Genomic DNA, 16656 nt, shown 5'->3' on the forward strand with positions numbered 1-16656 from the left:
AATCCGGCCTCCAATTTCCCGCTAGGGGATCTGGCGTATCTCGACAATGGCCGAAGCGGGCAATTGTTTCATCTCCGTCGCGAAAGCGCCTGGCTTTCCCTGTGTCTCTTGCAGGATTTTCTTCACCTGCGGATTTTCGTCAAAGTTCTTGTTTACCAGGAGAGTGAAATACACATACTGCTCCAGGTCTGCATCATCAATCAGGCGATACTTGATCCAGCCCTGCCCCGCCATTCTTGCAGTCCGCCTAAATACTTCAGCCGGGTTAAGCTGTTCGCCAAGATTAATCCGCTGACCGTATTTGGTCACGATTTGATAGTTGATAACGCCATAATTAAAACGCGACCCTCCGAGATCGGACCGAAACTCTGGCTCAATATGACCATCGGGATAAAAATGCAAACCCAGAATCTTGGTGCCAGAGCCACCTACTATCTTCGTCGGCGGAATACTTACGTTGGTAGTCGTCTTAATTTTTTCGATCGGCGCATAGAGATTGTGTGAAGCGATGTCGGCATCATAGGCTTCCCATTCCACTTCGAACTCAGTCCCTTTAAGCACGTAGCAGCATGACAACCGCCCTTCCCCGGAACTCGGGGGCAGATCGCCTCCACCAGAACCCCTATTTCCATATCTATCCTTGATCACAAAGCGGTCCAGGTTATAGGGCGTGTAGTTGAACGCCTCAAGACTCAAGCCACTATAGGTCGGTTCGGAAGAGAATCGATCACATCCCGCCAGCACTACCAGCAGCGCTCCAACAGCAATTTTCATTATTACTACGCTCATGCAGCCGCATCCTCTCTGCCGACAAGCTCTTCCTTATCCCACAAGGGAAGATCAACCGCATAGATCTCATCGGGAAGCGCCTGAATCGCCGCAGCGAAGGCCTCGAACCCGGCAGGCGGAGTTTGCAGCAAGGAGGCGAAGGCAGGGTGCAGCCAGGCGGCACCCGAGGTGTACAAGGCAGGCAAGAGACACTGAAGCTGACGCTCGGCATCGTCTATCCCCGCAGCGCAGAGCTGGTCGACATGTGCCTGCAAGAACGCAGCCAAGCGTCCGCGCGCCACACGAGCGAGCTCCGGGGCAATCAGCGACAGCAGACGATTGATCAGGATATCGACTTGGGAGGACTGCATCAGCTGCGCCAACTGCCGGTCATCGAGTTGCACCAATGATCTGCCCAACGCAGGTTCGGACAGGGGCGCAATACGCTCTGCCTGGCGGTCCTGGAAAAACGTCTGCACACGCGCCGTTCGGTCCAGGCAGGACAGGCTGACCAGCGGTGCGCAGAACTGCGCATGTTGCTGTGGCGTCAGGCAACCCAGCCATTGCGGAAGAATGCGGGTATCGTACCAACGCAACAGCATGGTTTGTCCCTCACTCAGATCCACCGTGTGGAACAGCCGCAGATGGGCTGCCAGCGCATCAAGCGGCAACGGTGATGCCATCCAGGACAGGCACGGATGCTCAAGACCCATCGACCATAGCCATTCACACAGACGCTGCAAGCTGCTGCCCTGGGCGCTATCCAGACCGATCAGCAAGGGGGCGATCTCGGGCAGGACGGCTTCCTGTCGTCCTTCAAACAATGAGGCAAAACGCTGGCCCTGCAAGGGCCGCTGTCGGAACGCGCCTTCCACCGGTGCACTGTCGAGCAGAGCAAAGCGATGAAGCCGAGCTTGCGCAGGCGCTCTGCACCAGTCCAGCAGAGGCTGACAAGGGTTATCGGTCATACCAGTACTCCCGGCGCACCCTGCTTCATCGCGGCCAGAATGCAGTCCTTGCAAACGCTGTTGGGCAAGACAGGCATCGGAACCTCCTGCCGCACCGGCCCCTGGAACAGCTTCTGCGCAGCATGAATGGTGAGCTTCCCCGGACACTGCACCGTAATATTGCCGCCCTCGATGGTGATGTTGGCCCCACCCGCAGTGGACAGCGTGATCTTCTTGGCCGCCGCCCAATCCACACTGGTCTTGGCACTCACCACGCTCACCTGATCGCGCGCCTGTACCGCCAGCGTATCGGCTTGCGCCTGCACATCGATATTCTGTTGCGCGGCGATCATCTGCAAACCCGCTCCACCCTCGCCCGCAGCAACGGCGCCGGCCAGCACGCCCAGGGCCTGCCCGCTGCGCATGCGCAGCTGGTTGCCGCTCACATGCTGGCTGTCGTGACCGGACATCAGGCTCACCGTCTCGCCATTGGCCAGTTGCAGATGCTGGCCCGCGACCACGCCCAGGCCTTCCCTGGCAGCGATACCGATCAGGGCGGAGGTGCTCTGCGGCAGCTTGCCCTCGCCCGTCTGCGTGTTGGCGGCCGCCACGTCCTCGCCGCTCTTGTCGGGCACGCCATCGACCATGCCGGCTGCTGCCGTGCGAATGGCTTCCAGGGGCGCGGCACTGTCGTTGATGACGCTGGCATTGGCCTGCGCCGGGCCGACATGGCCGGCCAGCGCGACGGTCTTGTGGGTCACCGCCGCTTCATTGAACGTCTTGCCCAGCAGCGTGGCCTGCTTCAACAAGGCCATGCCGCCGGCATTGTCACCGGCCGGGTCGCGGCTGGAGGCGCCATGTTGGATCTGGTAGCTGGAGAACAGAATGCCGCTGCCCGCGCGGATCGCTCCATAGGCATCGGTGCGCAGTTCCGCACCGGTACCGCGGAAACTGCCGCGATAGTTGTCCGCCGTGTGGACAAGATGACCGAGGTTGAGTTCGGACGCCGCCTGCGAAGTCTTGAGCTGGATGCGGCCCTGGGCATCGGTATCGTCGAACAGCAACTGGTTGTAGCCGGCCCCGCCAAATTCCTTGGAACGAATGCCCCACTGCGCAGCAGCGTTGCGATGCCCGTCGCCATCCTGACTGCCGCCGTGCCATGTCGGCGCATTGCCGCCGGCCAGATTGCCCTGGCCACTGGGAGAAAGATCGCTGGCACTCATGAAGACCTTGTTGCGCTCCTGCTCGCCACCCTGCGCTGCTTCGCCTCCCGGCGTGGGTGAGGCGGAACCTTCACCCTGGCCGTTGTAGAGCGCGCCCAGGATGACCGGGCGATCGATGTCGTCTTCCAGAAACTGCACCAGCACCTCCTGTCCGATACGCGGCAGGAACTGCATGCCATTGCCGCCACCGGCCGAGCGCTGCGCCACGCGCACCCAGCAGGTTGCAGCGGCATCGTTGTTGCGGCCCTGCCAGTGGAAACGGATGCGGACCCGGCCCAGGCGGTCGCAATGAATCTCATCGCCGCCGTTGGCCGTACTCTGTCCATCGGGACCCACTACGATGGCACTCTGGCTACCCCGGGCGGTGGCCCCCGCGTGGCGATACAGGCCAGTGCCATCTGCCAGCACCGGACGCCATACGACGTCCGCGCGTATCGCCTCGAAAGCGTTGGCGTAACCGAGCTTGCGCGCCTGGGAGATGACTGCGTCGAAACCGGCGCGCTCGCTCATGGCGGCAGCATCAGGATGCTGGCTGCCTTGCGCAATCTGGTGCTGCGACTGGCATGCGACCAGGCATTCTTCCAGCAGTGGGGGCAGTGGACCGAACAGTTCGGCCAAGCCTTCCTGCGCATCTTTGGGTAAATTATTTATACCCACACTCGCGACCGACAATACCGCGTATTCGGGGGACTTTCCGGTTGCTGCGGAAAGGCCCAGCGGGCCTTGGGCCAGCGTGAAGCGAGTGCCCGGACGCAGGGTACGCACGGTGCTGCGCGCCTGCCACAGCTTGTTGCGCGCCTCGCTGGCTTCCAGGTGCAGCCGCGCGTAGCGGTCGGCCTCGGCAGCACTGCGATAGGCGTAGAGTCCGGGGCTATCGTAGCTTTCCAGGCGCGGCGCATCCTGGTGGCCGAACTCATGGCAGGTCGGCATGCTGGTGGCGACCGCCTGCTTGCTCTTGTAGTCATAGGAAAGCAAGGTGAAGGATGCCGGCTGCAAGGTCCGGCGCGCAGCCAGGGCCTGGATGCTGTCCTGTTCCTCGCGGGCAGTACCGGCATGGAAGCGGATGCCCTGCCCGCCCAGCTCGGCAGCACTGCTGGCATCCTCGGGGAAGACGGTGGCCCGGGAAGAATCGGCAAACAATACCAGCCGGTGCCCGGCACTGGCCTCGGCGAATTCCTCGACACGCCAGGACAAGCCCTCGGCCGCCAACAGGCGGCTGACGAAATCGAGATCGCACTCACGGTATTGCACCGTATAGCTACGCGGCGGCAGGTCCTGCAGAAAGGACATCACTTCGTCCGACCACTGCCAGGCCGCATGCGGGGCATAGCCGCCGAACACGTCCTCGACGATCTCGACGACGCTTTTGTCCTGCCACACGCGGCTGTTGCGTGATTGGCTCAGCAACCAGATCCAGTGGACCAGGCGCAGCCGATAACGGGCCAGCCCTCCCTCGCTGCCGAGCTTGGCGGCTTCGTTGACCAGCCCCGAGAAGCTGGCACTGGAACCGTCGGCAAGGCTCACCTGCAAGCTGGCCCGTTGGCCGATCAGCGTGTTGAGCGACAAGCCGGCGTCCAGGCTGAGGGCGATCACCTCGCGCACGCCGACGGCATGCAGACCTTCGGAGGCGGCGAAGGCTTCCACCAGCAGATCGCCGGTAGCGACACGCTCTCCCAGGGAGAGCCGATAGAGACGGGTCGCGCTGGTGAATTGCACCAGCTGGTTGAGCAGCTCAGACATCGGTCACCGATTGTGCAGAATAAGAAACAAGATTGAGCTCAGAATTCTCTGCAGACTGCCCGGGTCGGGCAATCTGCATCAATTGTTCGTATTGGCCACCTTGCAGGCGGGATCGCTGTCCCAGCGTCCCGAGCAGATGCGCCAACGGCAGAATTCACCTTCAACGAAACCCAGCGCATGACAGCGTTGCAGCAGTGAGGCGGTACTCTCGCCGTTCTTGCGCTCCACCACATCGACATTGCGGGCATCCTTCTGCCGGGAGGGCCCCGGATGCGCCTGGGAAGACTTCGCCGGGGTGCCTTGCCCGCTCGCACCATCGCCACCGTTTGCATTGCCGGCGCCCTCGGGGCTGCGTTTCTTCTCGACCTCGCCGGAGCGGGCGACCAGGGCCTTGATCAGATCGACATCGCTGTCGTTGCGATTCTCGGCCTTGGCTGCCTTCCTCTTTTTTTCCTCATGCTGGGCTGTCGACCTGGGGGGCTTCACGGTTTTTTCCGGCTTGGCTTCGAGGGCGTTCTTCAGCGTCGCCGGCGGCGGCTTGACGCCTTCCTCCAGCGCCGAAGTCAACTGGTCCGGGCCACGGGCGGGGTTGGAGTCCGCCGCCGGGTCTGGTGCCGGGGCACTGGTATCGTTGATGACCGCTGTATCGGTCGCGGCCGAAGCGACGCCTGAAGCTGGCCCGGTGTCGGTGGTCGATGCAGGTGCAGCGGCTGCCGGTGGCGGCCTGGATCGGGTTGCAGAGGCTTGCACGGAAGTGCTTCCACCATCATGACCGTGCAGACGCAAGGCTGCCAGCGTGATGCCGCCGGCGACCAGCAACAGCAGCAGCACGATGAACAGCACACGACGCGGCTTGTGTGTACCTGCGCCATTGCCACTGCGATTGCTGCGGGCTTTTTTCTTTCCGTCCGAAATCGAATTGAGGATGCGAACTTCATCCGCAGACGAAGTGTCCGATGCAGGCATCAAGCTTGGTCTTCTGGATCCAGGTTTTTCTTGGTTCGGAGGCTGCAAGGCCGTACTCCTGAGTTATCCAACTTGAAACAAGTTGTTTGATTTTTATTAATTTTCTGTTGACTGCCAGTCCGACTCAATCACTTGCCAATGAGCCGGCTCAATTCCAGAAACGTGTCGGCGTCCGCACCTTCAGTGCCACCCAGCGTCGACCAGAATAAAAAGGGGATTCGTCGTGCTGTTCCTTCTCATTGCCACCTATCTGCTGGTCACCGGCTTCGCGATGTGGCTGCTGCTGTTTCCGTCCGGCAGAGGACTGACGTTACGCTTCCTGCACGCCCGGCTTGCAGGTCTGCGCTCACGATGGGAACGCTGGAACAGAAGAAGCGAGGAAGTGATTGCAGGGACCACATCCAGCGTACGGAGTTCCCTGACAGCGAGTGTCGACTACGTGCGCAATAATTACGTAATTGTGTCAACGATCGCAGTATTGCTGATAGGTCCAGCCATCGTTGCATTTCTGTTAAGCGGCAAGTCGATGCTGCAGGGTTTTGACGACACCCAGCGCGTAACCAATTCTCAAATTGCGGAACTTTTAAAAGGCGAGCAACTCGTACCACCGCCGCCCTTGCCGCCGGACATGTTTACCACTGCGGAAGTGGTCCAGGTCCGTCCGATGCTGGTCAACGCCAGCCGCAACTGGCAACTGCTCAATCCAGAATACGCCCAACGCCTGCTGCTGGTCTTCAAGATCATGAAGGAAAAGCATGGTTACGAGATGGCGCTCATCGAGGGTTACCGCAGTCCGGAGCGCCAGAACATGCTGGCCGGGATGGGGGGCAACGTCACCAATGCAGCCGCGTTCCAGAGCTACCACCAGTACGGCCTTGCGGGCGACTGCGCCTTTGTCCGGAACGGCAAGCTGGTCATCAGCGAAAAGGATCCATGGGCCATGGAAGGCTATCGTCTCTATGGCGAGGTCGCCGAGTCGGTGGGACTGACCTGGGGCGGCCGCTGGAAGCTGATGGATTTCGGTCACACGGAATACCGCATGCCGGGCGTGATGAAGAAATGAAGCTGGAGGCGGCCCCTTGCCCGGCCGCCCGCATAAAGACAGACCATAGAAATACAAGGGGATACACCATGAGCAAGCCGATCATCGTCCTCGGCGACAAGACTTCGCACGGTGGCAGCGTCATCGAAGGTTCCGGTCAGACTCTGGTCGGCAACAAGCCGGTGGCGCGCATCGGCGACAAGGTCAGTTGCCCGCACCACGGCACCACCACCATCGTCAGCGGCGACCCCACCATGGTGGTGGATGGCGCGCCGGTGGCGCGCGATGGCGACAAGACCGCCTGCGGCGCGGTACTCATTGCCGGCCAGGCGACCACGACGCTCTGAGCGAACCCAACCATCATGACAGGGGCAGGGCCGACTACAACAATAAGAATCCAGAAAGCGAACGCTGATGAGCACATGGATAAAGCGGGGTCTGTTGACCGTCGCAGTTTTCTTGATGACCTGGGTGATGTTCATCACCTACTGGTCAGGCGCCAACCACATGCCCGATGGCGGCGATGTCATCGTCTATCTGCTGGTGTTGCCGGCCGTCTTTTTGCTGCTGGTGTGGGGCGTGAGCAAGGCCAGGAGCGCGCTGGTCGCGGCAGCCGCCGCCAAGGCCGCCGCCGCGGCTGCCGCACCTGCCCCGACGGCTGCACCCAGCGAACCGGGACATCCTCCCGAGCGCAGGTGGACGCTGGCCATCGTGGCCACTGCATTGCGCTCACCCTTCGGTGCCGACGCCAGCAGCCTGCTGGAACAGATCAAGTCGCAATCTCTGCGCCTGCCCCTGGATGGCGAATTGGTGAACGATCAGGACATGCCCATCCTCGCCGGGCGCATCGGCGACCTCCAAAGTGAAGAAACACGCGAAATCTTCCAGGCCTGGCATCAGCAACATTTCCCCGGGCAGGATCTGATGCTGATGGGCGATGCCCACTGGCGCAGCCTGACGCTAGCCGCCGATATCGCGCGGGAGCTGGGAGAGCGGCTGCAGTGGCATCCCCTGCTGGAGGAGTATCGCGAGGCTGCGCGTCACCGTCAGGAGGAAGTCGGTTTGCCGCATCTGCATCTGCTGGTCCTGCTGCCCGCCCACTGGGGAAGCGAACACCGCATGCAGGCTGCACGCTGGCTGGGTGAGCAGGTATGCCTGGCCGGCTGGCCGGCCGAGAAGCTCAACGTGCTTCCCGCCGCGGCCGGCGAAAACGCACACCCGCTGCAGCACCTGGACCGATTGGTCGCCACCAGTCGCGATGCGCGCACGCAGCAGCCCTCCCCTTATCTGGCCTCGTCCTACCTGGCCATGGTCATTGCAGCCGAGTGCAACCTGGATCCGGAGATCGTAAAGGCCTGGCAGCAGGACAAGCAATTGCTGCAAGGGTCGCAGAACATCGGCAAAGCGCCGGCAGAAGCCGCCGCCGGTCTGATCCTGGCCGACGCCACCCAGGCGCTGGCCATGGGGACGGCCGATCCGGTCCTGCTGCACCGGGCCAGCGTGGGCCGGCATGAGCAATCGGTCGACCAGGCTCGCCGCGTATCGGGCGAACTGCTGATCCAGCTGGCGCAGGCTGCGCTGCGCGATGCCGCGATTGCCCCCGATCAGTTGGCCCTGCTGGTAAGCGATGGTGACTACCGCGCCAGCCGTACCGATGAAATCATGAAACTGGGCTACGCCGCCCTGCCCGAACTGGACCTGGGGAGCCAATGCGTCAAGCTCGGCGCCACCTGCGGCTCGGCCGGCCAGGCCACGGCGCTGTCGGCGCTGGTACTGGCACACACTGCCACCTCCGAGAGCGGCGAACCGACCCTGTGCGTCTGCAACGAAGACGCGCACCGGCGCGCCGTGGTGGCCCTCAGCCTCGCTCCCGTCATTGCGGCAGGAGCCGCACCGGTTTCCGATCCCGCAGCATCCTCGACATCCACGGCATCTCACGCCCCTGCTTCAGCGACCGTATAACAAGAACTCCACACCAAAGCGCTCACATCATGCAACGACTCTGGCATATCCTCAGCGACACGCGTGTCCTCATCCTCCTGGGCTTCGCCGCCTTGGCGGCCTTTCTCTTCATCGGCGCCGATCAGCTCGAAGTGGCGCTGATCTGGGCCGTTGCCCTGCTCGGCCTGCTGTTGCTGGTCTGGCTGGGGTTCTGGCTCTACAAGCGCTGGAAAGCCCGGCGTGCCGCCGGCAAGCTGGAAAACGTGCTGGAGCAGCAAGCCACCCAGGCCGCCCCCGCCAGCAGCGACGGCGCGCGCCGCGACGACGTGAACGCCCTGCGCCAGCGCATGCTGGAAGCCATCAATACCATCAAGACCTCCAAGCTGGGCCAGAAGTCGGGCGGTGCCGCGCTGTACGAATTGCCCTGGTACATGGTCATCGGCAACCCGGCAGCGGGCAAGAGTACTGCCATCGCCAATTCGGGCCTGCAATTCCCCTTCGCCGACAAGGGGGGCAAGATCGTCCATGGGGTGGGGGGTACACGCAATTGTGACTGGTTCTTCACCACCGATGGCATCCTGCTCGATACCGCCGGGCGCTATTCGGTATACGAAGATGACCGAAATGAATGGTTCAGCTTTCTGGGCCTGCTCAAGCGCTATCGCAAGCAGGCGCCGATCAACGGCATCATCATTGCGGTGAGCATCGCCGAGCTGACCGGCAATCGTCCCGAATTCGCCATCAACCTGGCCAAGAATCTGCGCCAGCGCGTACAGGAACTGACCGAAAAGCTGGAAGTCTTTGCGCCCGTCTATGTGGTCTTCACCAAGGCTGACCTGATCACCGGTTTCAACGAATTCTTCCTCGACACCGAACGCAGTGAACGCGACCGCGTCTGGGGCGCCACCCTCGCCTACGACCGCAAGCGCAGCGGACAGGAGGTCAGCAGCTTCTTTGATGAGCGCTTCGACGAACTGTACGCCGGCCTCAAGGAAATGAGCCTGGTCAACATGTCGGTCAAGCGCGGCGAAAACCTGGCGCCGGGCGTACTGACCTTCCCGCTGGAGTTTTCCTCCATCAAGGGCGTGCTGCGCTCCTTCGTGACTACCCTGTTCGAGGAGAATCCCTTCCAGTTCAAGCCGGTCTTCCGAGGCTTCTACTTCACCAGTGCCTTGCAGGAAGGCGCGACCGTGAGCGCCTCCTCGCAGCGCATCGCCGACCGCTTCGGCCTGACGCTGGAACACAAGCCGCAGCGCGATATCTCCTCCCAGCACGGATTCTTCCTGCACAACCTGTTCAAGCAGGTGATCTTTGCGGACAAGCAGCTGGTGGCGCAGTACACCAGCCGCCACAAGCTCCGCATGCGCTACATCACCTTCTTCGCGGCGGTGACCGTACTGGGGGCGCTGCTGGGTGGATGGAGCTGGTCCTACATGGGCAACCGCCAGTTGGTGGCCAACGTCCAGGCCGACATGGACAAGGCCGTCAAACTGCAGGAAAAGCGCCTGGACCTGCAATCGCGCTTCGAAGCACTGGAGATCCTGCAGGACCGTATCGAACAACTGGACCGCTATCGCTCCAGCCGCCCGATTTCGGTCGGACTCGGGCTCTATCAGGGCGACCTGCTGGAACGCAAGCTGCGCGAGGAATACTTCGCCGGCATCAAGGAAATCATGTTGAAACCGGTGGCCTCCAACATCGAGACCTACCTGATGGAAGTCAACGCCAATTCCGGCAAGCTGGAACCAATGTCCAAGCCGCCCCAAGCCGGCGGCATCACGCCGGTGGCCGACAATGGCGCGCAGGCCGGCAACGCCCTGCGCACCTACAAGGACAGCTCGGCCACCAGTGTGGAAGATGCCTACAACGCCTTGAAGACCTATCTGATGCTGGCCGACAAGTCACGTGCCGAATCGAGTCACCTGAGCGACCAGATCACCCGCTTCTGGCGCGGCTGGCTGGAGACCAACCGGGGCACCATGCCGCGCGAACAGATGATCCGCAGTGCCGAGCGACTCATCAGCTTCTCGCTGGAACAGATCAATGATCCCTCCTGGCCGACCGTGGAAAACAAGCTGACCCTGGTCGACCAGACCCGTGAAAACCTGCGTCGTGTGGTTCGTGGCATGCCGGCGCGCGAGCGCGTATATGCCGACGTGAAGGCACGTGCCGCGACCCGCTTCGCGTCCATGACGGTCGCCCGCATCGTCGGCGACAAGGACAAGGAACTGGTGATGGGCAGCTACGCCATCCCCGGCACCTTCACTCGCGATGCCTGGGAGAAGTTCGTGGAGGATGCCTTCAAGGAGGCCGCCAACAAGGAACTGCAAAGCGCCGACTGGGTGCTCAAGACCTCCACCAAGGACGACCTGACACTGGAGGGTAGCCCCGAGCAGATCCAGAAGGCCCTGGTATCGCAGTACAAGACCGAATACGCGCGTGAGTGGCAGAAATTCCTGCAGGGCGTGAGCATCGTCGAACTGCACAACCTGGACGAGGCCACCAATGCCATGAACCGTCTGGGCGACCCGCTGACCTCACCGCTGAACAAGGTGATCAATACGGTCTACGACGAAACCTCGTGGGACAACCCCTCGCTGGTCGATGCCGGCCTGGCCACCGCCAGCAAGGGCTTCATGGGCTGGTTCAAGGAAACCATCCTGCGTCGCTCGCCGGCCCCGGTACCGGCGCCGACCCAGCTCAATACCGATGGCAGCACCGCTATCCCGATGGGTCCGGTCGGCCGCGAATTCGCCGGCGTGGCGCGCCTGGTGGTGAGCAAGGACAAGGGCAATTCGCTCATGCGCGGCTACATGGAAAATCTCTCCAAGCTGCGTACCCGCTTGAACACCATCAAGAACCAGGGAGACACCGGCCCCGGTGCCAAGCAGCTGATGCAGCAGACGCTGGAAGGCAGCGGCTCGGAACTGTCGGATTCGCTCAAGTTCGTCGATGAGGAGATGCTGCCCGGCCTGAACGACCAGCAGAAGACCACACTGCGGCCGCTGCTGGTGCGGCCGCTGGTACAGGGCTTCAATGCGCTGGTGCGTCCGACCGAAGGCGAGGTCAACAAGATCTGGCGTGCCCAGGTATACGAGCCGTTCCAGAACAATCTGGCGGCCAAGTATCCGTTCTCGCCCAACTCGAAGATCGAGGCCAATAGTGGCGAGATTGGTACCGTGTTTGGCGAGAATGGCGCGATCTCCAAGTTCGTGACCACGGCCATGGGTCCGCTGGTGGTACGCCGGGGCGACACGCTGTCGCCACGCAAGTGGGCCGACATGGGCATCACCCTGTCGCCGACCATCACCACCAGCTTCGCCGACTGGATCAGCACCCCGGGTGGTGCTGGTGCAGGCGGCGGTGGCGGTGCTGCAGATGCGCAGACGGTGTTCCAGATCCAGCCCCAGCCAGCGCCGGGTGCGCTGGAATACACCATCGAGATCGATGGTCAGCAGCTACGCTACCGCAATACCCAAGCCCAGTGGAGCAACTTCGTCTGGCCCAATCCGCAGGGTGCGCCGGGTGCCCGGGTGACTGCCGTCACCTATGACGGCCGTACGGTGGAAGTGGCCAACCAGCCCGGACGCTTCGGTCTGGAACGCCTGATCAACACGGCCCAGCGCAAGCGCAAGGACAACGGGGTCTTCGAGCTGTCGTGGACCAATGACGGGGTGACGGTGGTGGTGAACCTGAAGATCATCAGCAGCGCCGAAGTCTCCGGCAACAGCAATGGTGCCGCACGCGGCACGGCGGCTCTGCGTGGCCTGAAGCTGCCGGAAACCATCGCTGGCGGCGCGCCGCCAGCGCCTGCACCGGCGTCGCCGGTGCAATCGCAAACTCAATCCATGACTACAGGGGCCAAGCAATGAGTGCATCCGGCACCCCCATCAGAATCGGCTATTTCGGCAAGATTCCGGCACGCGGGGATTTCATCAAGGCCACCGACAACGCCGCGCTGATCACGCTGCTGGACAACTGGCTGGCGCAGACCATGGAGCTGCTCTCGCGCGATGCGCGCTGGAAGATCATCTATGACGGCGTCAAGCCCCTGCATTTCGTGGTCATGGGTCCGCGCAGCCGGCGTGCCGTGGCGGGCCACCTGCGTGCCAGCGGCGACCAGTCGCAGCGCCGCTTCCCGTTCATCTCGATGAGTGCCTTCGATATCGAAGACCCGGTGGCCTTCGTCAGCAACAGTCCTCTGATCCTCTCGCGACTGTGGACGCGCCTGGAGTCGCTCACACAGGGGGTACTGAGCGCGCCCGATCCTGGCCAGCCACTGCAGACACTGGCTTCGACCACGCTGGAACTGGACATCAACAGCGCCGGCTACCGCGCCGCCTTCGCTGACTTCCTTGATCTGCAGACGACCGGTTCGCTGCAACAGATGCTGACCGAGGCAGGCTTCGCCGGCAATCTGCGTCAGCTGCTGCTGGCACTGGGCCTGCTGCTGCAACCTGTCATGGCCAGCACCTCCAGCCGTCTCGACAAGAACCTGATCCTGCCACTACCGCGCGACCCGATGTATCGCAGCCTGGTAGCCAGCTTCTGGATGCACCTGATCACGCCCTTCCTCACGCGGGCCGATTTCGAGCTGGTGCTGTTGCTGACCAGAATGGATGAACAACCGGTCATGTTCCTTGGCTTCTCCGGAGCTTCACCGCGCACCCTGCATTCGGTGATGGATGTCCAGGCCGGTGCCGAGCACAACATTCCCTTCGACGATGCCGACTGGGTGGAAGAACACGTGAGCGGTGACTACGGCATCCAGAAACTGTCCAGCTACCTGGCCCATCCAGACCTCTCGCTGACCTCGGCCCTGGCCTCGTTCCGCGAAGCTTTCATCGGAGCCTGAATCTTGAAGACGAACCTTCTTTCCCAAACCCGTCGGCTGGCGCTGTTGAGCATCGCCTCGCTTGCCTGCTCAATCGGCCTGGCGCAGAACGTTGCGCCACCTGTTGCCACTCCCGCGCCGGGCCAGGTCCTGGTCACCGGAACGGTACCGGACGAAGCCAGCAAGGCCGCGGCCCTGGCGCGTCTGCGTGAAGTCTACGGCGCCGATCGTGTAGTCGACCAGATTGCGGTGGGCCAGGTGGTATTACCGGCCAACTGGAACAGTCACGTGCAGAAACTGATTTCGCCCAACCTCAAGGCGGTCAGCCGAGGTCAGCTGAAGATCGACGGCACCAGCGTCAGCATTTCCGGCGAAGTGGCCAATGAAGCACAGCGACAACAAATCGCCAGCGACATGGCCAGCAGCCTGAATTCTTCCTATACCGTCAACAATGGCTTGCGGGTTTCCACCTCGGAACAGGGCTTGCTGGACAATGTACTGGCCAACCGCGTGGTGTCGTTCGAGAGCGGGCAGGCCACCTTGACGCCTGAAGGCAAGCGCATCCTCGATGAGATCGCTGCCACCATGTTGAGACTCAAAGGACGGCATGTGGAGATCATCGGCAATACCGACAATGAAGGTCTGCGCGCCAGCAACATTTCGCTGTCGCTGGCGCGGGCCGATGCGGTCAAAGCCTACCTGAGTGCAAAGGGCGTCGATGAGAGCCTGCTGACTACCTCTGGTCAGGGCCCTGACCGACCGGTCGCCTCCAACAGCACGGCGGAAGGACGCGCCAAGAATCGCCGCATCGAATTCCGCATCGCCAAGTAAGGGCTGGGCGAATCTCGTAAAAGAAAAAAGGAACCGATTTTTGGCGGTTCCTTTTTTCATTTGAGCTGAGGCCGCTACGGGCTCAATCCTGCGGAGGCGGTTGCAATCCCAGCAGTTCCTCGACATGGGACAGCGCGGCATTGTCCTTGATGACAGTCTTGAGCCAGGCATGCAAGGGCATTTCGCCCCACTGCGCTGCCTTGTCCGCCAGGTGGGCGACCGGGCTGTGCGGCTCGGTGCGTCGGAAGAATTCCGCCACCGCACGCAATTGGGCGATGGCTTCGGCACGGGTACGAATGGGCCCTTGATGCTGGACCTGCGCCGCAACTGGGCTTCCGGGCTCGGTAAATTGGGCGGCCAGGGCGGCGGTGTTCTCGTCTGCGACGGCGATTTCCGCGGGCGCCACTGAACGCAGGCCGGTGTCGGCAGCGAAACGCGCGATGGTGTCATGCACCAGCGTGATCGCCTCGCGTGCGGCAGAGAAGCCGGGGCCGTCGACGCCCAAACGCTGGTCCACCGACTTTTCGAATTGTTCCAGGCATTGCAGGCAGTATTGGGTATCGGCGAGCATGGCTTCGTAGAAGGCATGTGAACTGCGTTTGCGGGCCGATTCCATCACTGCCAGCTTGACGCCCTCCTCCGGCTGCCCGCCCTCGTTGGCGATGCGCTCGGCATTGGCGGCGCGCGTGCGTGCGCCGTCGAAGTCGAGCAGGGAGAAGGCGCTGCCACGTCCTTCGGTCAGCGGGATCTCGCGTGACATCTGCACCGAGCGCGACAGCAGCCAGGTGAGGTTGCCGACGCGGCGGTCGTGGTCGCCCTCTTCAGACAGGGGGTAGAGGTGATCCCAGAACTGGTCAAACAGGCCGGCCACCAACAGGAAGCCATCACCCAGCCCGCGCAGCCCGCGCGTCTTGCAGGCGGCTTCGCTGTACCAGACGGCCAGGCGCAGGTCCTTGCTGCGGGTTTCGATGAGCTGGGCGCAGCGTTGCTCGACGAAGATCCAGTCGGCTTCCTTGATGTCGGTGACCCATTCGCCCTGGTCCAGGGTCGGATCGTCGAAGCGACGGGCCTCGGCGATGGCGTCCAGATCGGCGGTGAAGGAGAGGTCTTCGCCGCCGGGGTGATTGTCATTGATGGGCTTGAGCAGCGAGTCCACGGCGGAGGTGGGTGGCTTGACGCCGAGCAAGGATTTCAGGGTAGGCAGTTTCATGGTCGATGCGATCCCGATCAGTTATTTTCTTGTCATGATGATCCCCGCTGGTCCTGCGTTTGCTTGCTGGAACTGGCGGGCCTTGGAGCGGGTTGGACAAGGGTTAGGGGCGGGTGTTCGCGGTGGCAGATGAATAAGCGGGAAATTATGAGCCGATTCTCGATCTCGTATGTGGCTCGTACGCTCCAAGCTGATCAGTGTGAGTGGTGCCGTGTGATATCTGTGCAGCGGCAATAATTGAGAATTTGCGAATGCTGCCGCCACGGGAGGCAGACTTCATATGATTGCGGTACTAATTTCAAGGACATGATCGCTGTAATCTCGTTGGGGAAAGCGATCATTCCATCGACTATTGATCTTCTGGGAATAGCTCATGTGGAATGATGTCTTCAGATAACCACTCCCAAGTCACTTCCCTATCGAATGAGCGTGGCATGGGCGCCCCTGCTTCAACATATTCTTTATCGTCGACCAAATCCGCAATTAACCAATAACCAGTTTGCGGACACGTCACTCCTGACTTGATGCGAATCCGACTGGTATCAACATCAGCTATTTTTTCTGCGGATATACACATGCCAGATATCTTTTCAATTCCGTTCTTCAGGCTGACAAAAAAATCCCACGAGGCTAGATTTCTATCGGTGAACGGAGTGAAGTCGGCGAGATAGAGTTGCAGATAATAATTTGAATTGTAGGTAATCGTATGAAGCAAGCCTCCATCCTCGTCTCGCAAAAACATGGTTGAGTATCCGGGCACAAGACTGCCGTCATTCTTTTGCGCCGGGACCAGATCCAATTGCAGGCCGTCTCGCAAATCCTCAAACAGGGCTCCAGCCAGATGGCGGAAAAGTGCAAATTTCTTGTTGTCCGGCGTGACAAACATCAATACACGATCTGCTGTCCAATAGGCGTAGAAGCGCTTTCCTTCTACTTCAATGTACGAACCCCTTATGGGTAGTGCGAAGTGAGCAATGAGATCCGTGTCACTGCCTCTCCATGCAGTATCAACGTACCGCCACAGTCCGGTAGTCGGTTCAAAATCAATGACGTCGCTGCTGGTGTGGTGCTGGCAAATCAACATAAGTATGAACTTGGGTTGACCTGCTCCCCAAGATTAGTACGGTAATGATGTAGAGTCTGCCCCATACGGA

At 61.4% G+C, this 16656-nt stretch carries 12 protein-coding genes; 6 read left to right on the plus strand and 6 right to left on the minus strand.

The genetic code is table 11. The features are described 5' to 3' along the window. Positions 1-21: 21 nt before the first annotated feature. The 4 genes from HNO82_RS19285 to HNO82_RS19300 all read right to left on the minus strand — a co-directional run bounded on the left by HNO82_RS19285 (position 22) and on the right by HNO82_RS19300 (position 5644). Complete coding sequence (locus tag HNO82_RS19285) at positions 22-789, minus strand: DUF3304 domain-containing protein (RefSeq protein WP_249777048.1); 768 nt, start codon at positions 787-789, stop codon at positions 22-24. After that, on the minus strand, positions 786-1736 hold the full coding sequence (locus HNO82_RS19290; protein WP_175344788.1) for a DUF4123 domain-containing protein: 951 nt from the start codon (positions 1734-1736) through the stop codon (positions 786-788). Before HNO82_RS19290 ends, HNO82_RS19285 begins: the two co-directional genes overlap by 4 nt. After that, positions 1733-4678: a type VI secretion system Vgr family protein gene (locus HNO82_RS19295; protein ID WP_175344789.1), complete on the minus strand. Its 2946-nt coding sequence runs from the start codon at positions 4676-4678 to the stop codon at positions 1733-1735. The genes HNO82_RS19290 and HNO82_RS19295 overlap by 4 nt, the downstream gene beginning before the upstream one ends. Positions 4679-4756: 78 nt before the next feature. Beyond that, the gene (locus HNO82_RS19300) at positions 4757-5644 is read right to left on the minus strand and encodes a hypothetical protein (protein WP_175344790.1); all 888 of its coding nucleotides are present in this window, start codon (positions 5642-5644) and stop codon (positions 4757-4759) included. A gap of 223 nt (positions 5645-5867) precedes the next feature. Between HNO82_RS19300 and HNO82_RS19305 the strand changes: the two genes are divergently transcribed. The 6 genes from HNO82_RS19305 to HNO82_RS19330 all read left to right on the plus strand — a co-directional run bounded on the left by HNO82_RS19305 (position 5868) and on the right by HNO82_RS19330 (position 14292). Then, positions 5868-6707, plus strand: coding sequence for a M15 family metallopeptidase (locus tag HNO82_RS19305; protein ID WP_175344791.1), 840 nt, complete (start codon positions 5868-5870; stop codon positions 6705-6707). 68 nt (positions 6708-6775) lie between these two features. After that, positions 6776-7033, plus strand: coding sequence for a PAAR domain-containing protein (locus HNO82_RS19310; RefSeq protein ID WP_008332251.1), 258 nt, complete (start codon positions 6776-6778; stop codon positions 7031-7033). A gap of 67 nt (positions 7034-7100) precedes the next feature. Further along, positions 7101-8648, plus strand: coding sequence for a hypothetical protein (locus tag HNO82_RS19315; protein ID WP_175344792.1), 1548 nt, complete (start codon positions 7101-7103; stop codon positions 8646-8648). Between the two features lie 29 nt (positions 8649-8677). Continuing rightward, positions 8678-12499 carry a type VI secretion system membrane subunit TssM gene (gene tssM, locus HNO82_RS19320; protein WP_175344793.1) on the plus strand — a complete coding sequence of 1274 codons (3822 nt, stop codon included), beginning with the start codon at positions 8678-8680 and terminating at the stop codon, positions 12497-12499. Continuing rightward, on the plus strand, positions 12496-13482 hold the full coding sequence (tagF, locus tag HNO82_RS19325) for a type VI secretion system-associated protein TagF (protein ID WP_008332256.1): 987 nt from the start codon (positions 12496-12498) through the stop codon (positions 13480-13482). The genes tssM and tagF overlap by 4 nt, the downstream gene beginning before the upstream one ends. A gap of 3 nt (positions 13483-13485) precedes the next feature. Continuing rightward, on the plus strand, positions 13486-14292 hold the full coding sequence (locus HNO82_RS19330) for an OmpA family protein (protein WP_034351042.1): 807 nt from the start codon (positions 13486-13488) through the stop codon (positions 14290-14292). A gap of 82 nt (positions 14293-14374) precedes the next feature. On the opposite strand, the gene tssA is transcribed toward HNO82_RS19330, so the two are convergent. Both tssA and HNO82_RS19340 read right to left on the minus strand, forming a co-directional pair. Then, entirely contained in the window at positions 14375-15502 is a 1128-nt protein-coding gene (gene tssA / locus HNO82_RS19335) for a type VI secretion system protein TssA (RefSeq protein WP_175344794.1), read from the minus strand. Between the two features lie 349 nt (positions 15503-15851). Next, positions 15852-16586: a hypothetical protein gene (locus tag HNO82_RS19340; protein WP_241822139.1), complete on the minus strand. Its 735-nt coding sequence runs from the start codon at positions 16584-16586 to the stop codon at positions 15852-15854. Positions 16587-16656 lie beyond the last annotated feature (70 nt).

It is taken from the genome of Herbaspirillum sp. C9C3 (assembly GCF_013359625.1).
Taxonomy (GTDB): Bacteria; Pseudomonadota; Gammaproteobacteria; order Burkholderiales; family Burkholderiaceae_D; genus Herbaspirillum.